We start from the raw sequence: 8058 nt of genomic DNA, 5'->3' as shown, positions 1-8058 counted from the left end.
TATCGTGGTTGATCCCCTGGTGATGCCAATCGGTGCCATGGGCACAGCCGGGAAACAGGTCTTTGCCCTGCTGCACCGTCTGAAAACCGAGCTGAAGGTCAACACCACCTGTGGTGCTTCCAACGTTTCTTTTGGTCTGCCNAACCGTCACGCCATGAACGCCCACTTCCTCGCCATGGCGGCAGCTGCTGGCATGACTTCTGCGATCATGAACCCGCTGCACGAAGAAGAGCTGGCCGGGATCCGCGCCTCTGACGTGCTGCTGGCCAAAGACGCAAACTGCCTCAACTGGATCAAGAAATACCGTGAACCAGCCCCTGAAGGCGATGCCGGTTCTGCCAGAGGCGAACGCCGCCGTCGTCGCGCCTGATTTGTCGGGGCCCTGATTGTCGGGCCCTGATGGTCAGGTATGACACAATAATGTAGGCGGGGCCCGGATCACATTATCACGTGAGAAGGGCCCTTCTTGTTTTCAATAACCAAAAAATCTGTAACTTGTATTAGCTACGCGATAGAAAAGCATTACCGGACAAAGAGTAATGCCGGGGAATTCGAGCAAGGAGAGAATTAGTGTCCAAAGATGCTCATATTGTATTTACGCCTTCTGGCCGACGGGGTGATTTTCCGGTTGGTACGCCTGTCCTGAACGCTGCACGGAGCCTTGGCGTTGATATCGACAGTGTTTGTGGTGGTCGCGGTATCTGCGGACGCTGTCAAATCCAGGTCGGTGAAGGCGATTTCCAGAAACACAAGATCGTCAGTTCCTGTAACAATATGACCGCTTTTTCCAGCGTTGAAGAACGTTATGCGAGCAAAAAGGGCATGAAAGAAGGTCGTCGCCTCTCCTGTCAGGCCCTGATCGAAGGTGATCTGCTGATCGACGTCCCTGCAGAAAGCCAGGTGCACAAGCAGGTTGTTCGCAAACGTGCCGATGTTCGGGAAATTGAAATCAATCCACCGATCCGTCTGCACTATGTCGTGGTGGAAGAACCTGACATGCATAAACCCTCCGGGGACCTTGAACGCCTGCAGGCCGGACTGGAGGCACAGTGGGGCCTGAAGAACCTCCATTGTGATCTGCGCACCTTGCAGACACTGCAACCTATCCTCCGTAAAGGCCAGTGGCAGGTTACCGTCGCGATTGAAAACGAAAAGACCATTATCGCGGTCTGGCCCGGCTTCAAGGAAAAAGCCTACGGGATTGCTGTTGATCTGGGCTCAACCACCATTGCTGCTCATCTGTGTGATCTGCAAACAGGAGAAGTAACCGCCTCTTCCGGCATTATGAACCCGCAGATCCGCTTTGGCGAAGATCTGATGAGCCGCGTATCCTATGTGATGATGAACCCCGGCGGCGAAAAAGAAATGACCGCTGTAGTTCGGGAATCACTGGATATTCTGATAGGCGTCGTTGCTGAAGAAGGTCAGATCGACCGCAGTGATATTCTCAGCATGACCTTCGTCGGCAACCCGGTCATGCATCACCTGCTGCTTGGAATTGATCCGGTCGAACTGGGAGGGGCTCCCTTTGCCCTAACACTGAACTCCTCAATCCATCTCTATGCTTCAGAGCTTGACCTGAACATAAGCCGGGATGGCCGGGTTTATATTCTGCCCTGTATCGCCGGACACGTCGGCGCAGATACTGCCGGGGTTATTCTGTCCGAGGGTCCGCATTTCCAGGACGAGATCACCCTGATCTGCGATGTCGGAACCAATGCCGAGATCGTTCTGGGCAACAGGCATCGTTTGCTCGCCTGCTCATCCCCGACAGGACCGGCATTTGAAGGCGCCCAGATTTCCAGTGGACAGCGTGCAGCCCCTGGCGCAATCGAACGCATCCGCATTGATCCCGTGACGCTGGAACCGCGCTATCGAGTCATCGGCTGTGATCTCTGGTCCGATGAGGAAGGTTTTGCCGAACAGACCAAGGATTTCGGTGTAACCGGGATCTGTGGATCAGGCATTATCGAAGCCATTGGCGAGATGTTCCTTGCAGGGATTATCCAGACAGACGGTATTATTGATGGCAGTCTCGCCGAAAGATCTCCNCGGGTGCGCTCTGCAGGCAAGACTTTTGATTATGTCATCAGTGAGAGTGAACCGGTTATCACCGTAACCCAGACCGATGTTCGAGCCATCCAACTCGCCAAGGCAGCACTTTACGCCGGGGTTAAGCTCCTGATGGAAAAACTTGGTGTTGAAACCGTCGACCGGATCCAGCTCGCCGGGGCTTTCGGCAGCCACATCGACGTCAAGTATGCCATGGTAATTGGCCTGATCCCTGATTGTGATCTTGCCCGGGTACAGTCAGCAGGGAACGCTGCCGGTACCGGCGCCAGGATCGCCTTGCTCAATAAAAAATCCCGCAAGGAAATCGAGGATGTGGTTCACAGGGTCGAGAAAATCGAAACCGCTGTGGAACCAAAATTCCAGGAACACTTCGTCAATGCCATGGGCATGCCCCATACCACAGACGAATTTGTCCACCTGGCCGGGGTTGTTACACTGCCACCAAAGAAAACCGGTAAGTCCGGAGGTGACGGTGAAGATGGTGGTGGCCGCAGAAGACGCCGCCGGGTTTCCTGATCCGGGGACAGGTAGTCATTCGACAAAGGGGCCGCCATTTTGGCGGCCCCTTTGTCATATCCACTCTGGCAGGCAGGCGACATGATATTCGAGTCATGTAAAATCTGTCTCTTTACTGTAACAAAAGCAGAATTTCAGTTTATTTTCCCTAAAAACAACCAAGTTGAAAAATTTTATATCTTTAAAACCAGATCTGAAAAATTCTTTTTATTCAGAGTCTTATTTTACATACCTCTTTAAAGGCTGTGAAAATACAGCGCCAAACTTTTGATTTTAAAGAAATTAACTTTCTATTAACCAATGAATCACATATAATTGATCCCACGACACAAGAATGTCACAGGCATGACGTCAATAATTTTCTGCCCGGTCTCTCAAGGATCATTCAAGGCAGAGAGCGGTTGAAGGAGGATGAAAAAAATGCCGACGACAGAACAGCTGGAATCAAGCCTGGCGCAAGAAAATATCACGCACCAGACCTTCGGGATAAGCAAAAAAGCTTACGACGGAGTTATTGCTTTTCAACTTGAAAAACATGGTTTTGCAGGCGCACTCCGCATCATCAAAAAACAAGTTGCCACGCTTGAGGCGGTTCGACACTAAGAATACAGAGGCAAGCACTCCACCCTCTCAAGCTCTCCCACAACGGGATCGAGCAAGATCTTTTGCACAAGCTTTCTCTGATCTTTTAACGGATTTTAGTTTTCGCTGTTAAAACAGGAGTGGAGGCAACCTGACTATTCAGTCACCTTCCCCCTCCCCTGATTCACTAAAGAATATCAAGCCATACCCTGTTCTCGTGTGAAAAGCAGTGTGGCATCGTCGGAAAGACCCGGCTGGAAAGCATAGCCCCCTGCGCTAAAATCCTTGAGCCCTTCCGGGCGGTCAATACGTTGCTGGATCATGTAACGGGCCATCATTCCCCGGGCCCGTTTTGCCGGAAAGCTGATGACCTTGGCAACGCCGTCCTTGATTTCCTTGAAAACCGGTGTGACTACCCGCGCTCGTGCTTTGCCCGCCGCCAGTTTTTTGGGGCGGACCGCCTTGAAATATTCATTCGAGGCAAGATTGACCAGCACATTTCCCCCCAGGCGCTCCAGTTCCTGATCCAGTTGCCCGGAAATCTGGTCTCCCCAGAAATCATAGAGGTCCTCCCCAAGCGGATTACGTAGCCGGATCCCCATTTCCAGACGATAGGGCTGCATCAGATCGAGGGGACGCAACAATCCATAAAATCCCGATAAAATCCGCAAGTGATCCTGGGCATAGGTCAGATCATCATTATCCAGACTATCGGCGTCCAGGCCGATATAGGTATCGCCGCGAAAGGTTTCCACAGCAATCTTTGCATTGTCTGCAGTAAAGGGCAGTTTGAAATCTCTAAATCGTTGATAGTTAAGCTCGGCCAGGTTTTCACTGATGCTCATCAGCTGCCGCAAATCTGCACGGCTCAGATCACGGGTTACACTCAAAAGATCGCGGATCTGGTCATGAAAAACAGGCTGTGTTGCGGGAATATCCCGGATAGCCGGGCTTTCATCCAGTTTTTTTGCCGGGGAAACAACTGCAAGCATAATAACCTCAATCCATAAAAATCTGACCGACTATACCTAGGGCGACCACTCCTGAGAAACAAGGACAAACAACCCGGCCCGAGCACTCTTTACGAGATAACACCTCTTCACAATTATATGAGAAGTATAGGCGTTGTTCCCGCAGGATGAGGCTCTATGTTAACTTGAGAAGAATGACTTCCCTCGGTCAAATTACCACCCAAGGAGCGTAGAATTCATGCAACGGATCAAACTTACCTTTCCCGGCGCGACCGGACTTGAACTCGCAGGCGCACTGGAATTACCTGACCGGGTGCCGCTGGGCTATATCCTCTTTGCTCATTGCTTTTCCTGCGGCAAGGATATTCCCGCAGCCAGCCGTATAAGCCGGAGCCTGGCCGAAAAGGGCTTTGCGGTTTTGCGTTTTGATTTTACAGGGCTGGGCGGAAGCAATGGTGATTTTGGCAATACCAGCTTTTCCACCAATGTTGAGGATCTCGTTGCGGCGGCGGCGGCCTTGCGCGCGCATTACAAAGCTCCCGCCCTACTGATCGGCCACAGTCTCGGCGGCGCAGCGGTCCTTGCTGCAGCTCATCAAATTCCCGAAGCAGAAGCTGTAATCACAATCGGTACACCAAGCAGTCCCGAACATGTGCTCCACCATCTGGAAGACCAGAGAAACACCATAGAGCGTGAAGGCTGTGCACCAGTAAAACTCGGCAGCAAAACCTTCCATATCCGCCGGAAATTCCTAGATGACATTTCTGACCACAATATGAAAGAGCATATTCGCAACCTCAATAAAGCACTGCTGGTTTTCCATGCGCCGCTGGATCAGACCGTCGGCATTGAAGAGGCCAGGAAGATTTTTGAAACAGCGCGACATCCCAAAAGCTTTATCTCGCTCGACCAGGCGGATCATCTGCTTACGGGCCCCGCAGATGCCGCCTATGTCGGCCATACCATTGCCGCCTGGGCCGAACGCTATATTTCCTTTTCCTATGAAACGTCAGAAACCAACCGCCCTCAAACGCAAAATATTGCGACAGGCGAAGTTCTTGTCACAGAAGAAGACAAAGCCTTTCTCAGGTCTATCAGAACCGACAGTCACCACTGGCTTGCCGATGAGCCTCTGTCCATGGGCGGCGGCAATCAGGGACCAGATCCCTATGAGATGTTGCTGGCTGCATTGGGGACCTGTACCTCGATGACCATTCGCCTTTACGCCAATCACAAACAATGGCCGCTGGAGGATGTCAGAATAACCCTGTCCCATACCCGGGAACATTGTCAAGACAGTGCAAACTGCGAAAAAGAAGGCCAGAAAATTGACGTCATCGAGCGTCGGATTGAATTGACAGGTGCACTGGATCAGGAACAGCGGGCCCGACTGCTGCAGATTGCGGAGCGCTGTCCAGTCCATCGTACTCTCGAGAACAAAATAGAGGTTCGTGATCAGCTCCTGCCCCCAGTTCCTTCAGATTAGCAGCATTCTGTTCTGGACGAGAAAAACACAATAATATACGCTTCATATATAAATCATATATGGATTCGAAAATGGGCATTGTCAAAATCTCCAGTGAAGTACACGAGCAACTCCGCCTTGCCAGCAAGGCCATGACCCGCTCAATCAATGCCCAGGCGGAACACTGGATGAAAGTCGGGCGTCTCTGTGAAGCACACCCGCAACTCGCCTACCCGGATATTCTGGCCTTGCTGATGGAAGAAGCGCGCGCGCTCGAAGCACCAGAAAACCAGAATTCCTCCCCGGTAGCCAAAATCCGCAACAGTAAAGTATCCAACTAACTTTCGAGCCATCATGATCAAGATAAAAACCCCTGCAGAAATTGAAAAAATGCGGATATCCGGAAAACTAACCGCGCAGGTCCTCGAAGCTGTTTCTACGGTCATCCGTCCGGGAATCTCGACCATGGAAATCAATGATTTCTGTGAAAGTTATATCCGGGGTGAACTCGATGCCATTCCCGGCAGCAGGGGACAATACGATTACCCCTATGCCATCAATACCTCCCTCAATCACGTGATCTGCCACGGCATTCCTTCCGAAAAAACATTCCTGAAGGAAGGGGATATCCTGAATGTCGATGTTACAGTCAAAAAGAACGGCTATTACGGCAACAGCAGCAAGATGTTTGCCGTTGGAAAAATTGCGCCTCATGCTTCCCGTCTAATCGAAGTAACCAGAGACTGTCTCTATCGGGCAATAAATTCGGTACGGCCAGGTAAAACCCTTGGGGATATTGGACACGCGATCCAGAGCCTGGCAGAGCAAAACCGCTACTCCGTGGTTCGGGAATTCTGCGGGCATGGAATTGGCAGGGCAATGCATGAACCACCGGAAGTTGCCCACTTCGGAACAGCAGCAGCTGGAATTCCCCTTGTTGAAGGTATGACCTTCACCATCGAACCCATGATCAATCAGGGCCGGGCTGATATTCGTCAACACCCCGACGGCTGGACGGTCACCACTCGGGACAGACGTCTTTCCGCCCAGTGTGAACACACGATCCTCGTGACAGAAAACGGTTATGAAATCCTGACACTCCGTCAGGAAGAACAAAACTTTATCCAGCACTGCGGCTGAGCACAGATCCGGATTGTCCCACGCAGAATTATCTTTTGATATTTCCCTGCGACTTCATTAAAATTCCACCCGATTTACATTTAATTTTCACAGCTTCGGACAAGGCTTTCCTTCCCTAAAATCCTGTGTCAGACAGGATTTATTGATTTATCGCTAAAATTTTAGGGGAAATTTTGACCGAATCTACTTATATATACTTCCAGTAGATACTCCAGGGGGACGAAAGAAGTTGACCAACTTTGATACCGCCATTCAAAAAACGCAATCTGAAGTAGAACGCGCCCAGGCAAAAATTAACGAATTTAACAGCAAGATGGAAACGGTCCAGAGCAAGATCAAACAGGGATCAGATATTTCCATCGATATCGAGAATGCCACGCTGGATGATGTGCACAACCACAGTGAATCCATGAACGCGAACATTGCCGACCTGATCATGGGTCTGGATGATGTAACCGCTGGCTTCTCCAAAGATTTTGACGCCATGCGTCAGAAGACCACCTGGGAGAGCATTGTCGGGTTTCTGTCTTCTAACAAAGCAGATTCCATGCGCGAAGAACGTATCCGCTCAGCCTCTATCGACGACAAGCTGCAGGACCTGATCGGCAAGTCCGATATTATCGTCTCCCTGCTGCAGGGGCAGCTGAATACGCTTGAAACTCACAAGGGCCGGGTTGAAACCAACCTGACAGAAACCCTGAACGAGCGTGAAGCAACCGTTCACAGCCTGGAAGATCTCAAGGCCCGTATTCTTGCCCTTGACCCCAAGATCATCGAGCTTGAAGGCAAAATCTCGGTTGAACAGGATGCTGCCGCCCGGACCAAACTGGAAAGTGAGCTGGCTGCCCTCAACGGCACCTACAATGAAATGATCCAGCAGGAACAGGTCATGGTTGCCAAGTCACAGACCCTGGAGCGCTATATCGAAAAGGGCAAAACCTGGGTCGACAGTCTCCAGAACCAGGCCGCCACCCAGATGGTACTGATCAACAAGTTGCAGACAGACACCAAACAGCGTGTCGTCCTCTATGATGCCCTGACCAAGTCCCTGAAAACCGCCCAGCAACAGGATGTTGCCCACCGGATTAACGAAATCGGGGTCGCGACAGATCAGGAAGCACAGACCGCCATGGCAGCCATTGGTTCCGCCACGAACCAGCGCATGGCGCAAATGATGGAAAAACACGAAGACCATATGGTTTTTGCCCGCAAGGTGCTTGAGGAAAAAGCCAAATCTGACGAGCGTTTTGCCCGCCGTTTTGCCAAGATCGTCGAGAAACACGACAAAAACCTTTATGGCCAGAACTAAGG

8 protein-coding genes are annotated in these 8058 nt (G+C 51.2%); 7 read left to right on the top strand and 1 reads right to left on the bottom strand.

The window, feature by feature from the left end:
• The first annotated feature begins 22 nt into the window (after positions 1-22).
• From B152_RS0109555 to B152_RS0109540, 3 genes are all read left to right on the top strand, one after another.
• Entirely contained in the window at positions 23-370 is a 348-nt protein-coding gene (locus B152_RS0109555) for a pterin-binding domain-containing protein (protein WP_425402026.1), read from the top strand.
• Positions 371-570: 200 nt separating this feature from the next.
• Complete coding sequence (locus B152_RS0109550) at positions 571-2589, top strand: ASKHA domain-containing protein (RefSeq protein ID WP_020592190.1); 2019 nt, start codon at positions 571-573, stop codon at positions 2587-2589.
• Positions 2590-3009: 420 nt separating this feature from the next.
• A complete protein-coding gene (locus B152_RS0109540) occupies positions 3010-3192 on the top strand; it encodes a hypothetical protein (RefSeq protein ID WP_157231019.1) in 183 nt (60 codons plus the stop codon).
• A 176-nt stretch (positions 3193-3368) separates the two neighbouring features.
• On the opposite strand, the gene yaaA is transcribed toward B152_RS0109540, so the two are convergent.
• Positions 3369-4163, bottom strand: a complete 795-nt coding sequence (yaaA, locus tag B152_RS0109535) for a peroxide stress protein YaaA (protein ID WP_020592187.1) — start codon at positions 4161-4163, stop codon at positions 3369-3371.
• A 217-nt stretch (positions 4164-4380) separates the two neighbouring features.
• Between yaaA and B152_RS0109530 the strand changes: the two genes are divergently transcribed.
• From B152_RS0109530 to B152_RS0109515, 4 genes are all read left to right on the top strand, one after another.
• A complete protein-coding gene (locus B152_RS0109530; protein WP_020592186.1) occupies positions 4381-5628 on the top strand; it encodes a bifunctional alpha/beta hydrolase/OsmC family protein in 1248 nt (415 codons plus the stop codon).
• Positions 5629-5699: 71 nt separating this feature from the next.
• Entirely contained in the window at positions 5700-5948 is a 249-nt protein-coding gene (locus tag B152_RS0109525) for a ParD-like family protein (protein ID WP_020592185.1), read from the top strand.
• A 13-nt stretch (positions 5949-5961) separates the two neighbouring features.
• Positions 5962-6747: a type I methionyl aminopeptidase gene (map, locus tag B152_RS0109520; protein WP_020592184.1), complete on the top strand. Its 786-nt coding sequence runs from the start codon at positions 5962-5964 to the stop codon at positions 6745-6747.
• A gap of 229 nt (positions 6748-6976) precedes the next feature.
• Positions 6977-8056 carry a hypothetical protein gene (locus tag B152_RS0109515; RefSeq protein WP_020592183.1) on the top strand — a complete coding sequence of 360 codons (1080 nt, stop codon included), beginning with the start codon at positions 6977-6979 and terminating at the stop codon, positions 8054-8056.
• Positions 8057-8058 lie beyond the last annotated feature (2 nt).

This window comes from Kiloniella laminariae DSM 19542 (genome assembly GCF_000374005.1).
GTDB lineage: Bacteria > Pseudomonadota > Alphaproteobacteria > Kiloniellales > Kiloniellaceae > Kiloniella > Kiloniella laminariae.
This window is presented reverse-complemented; position numbering and strand designations above follow the sequence as displayed.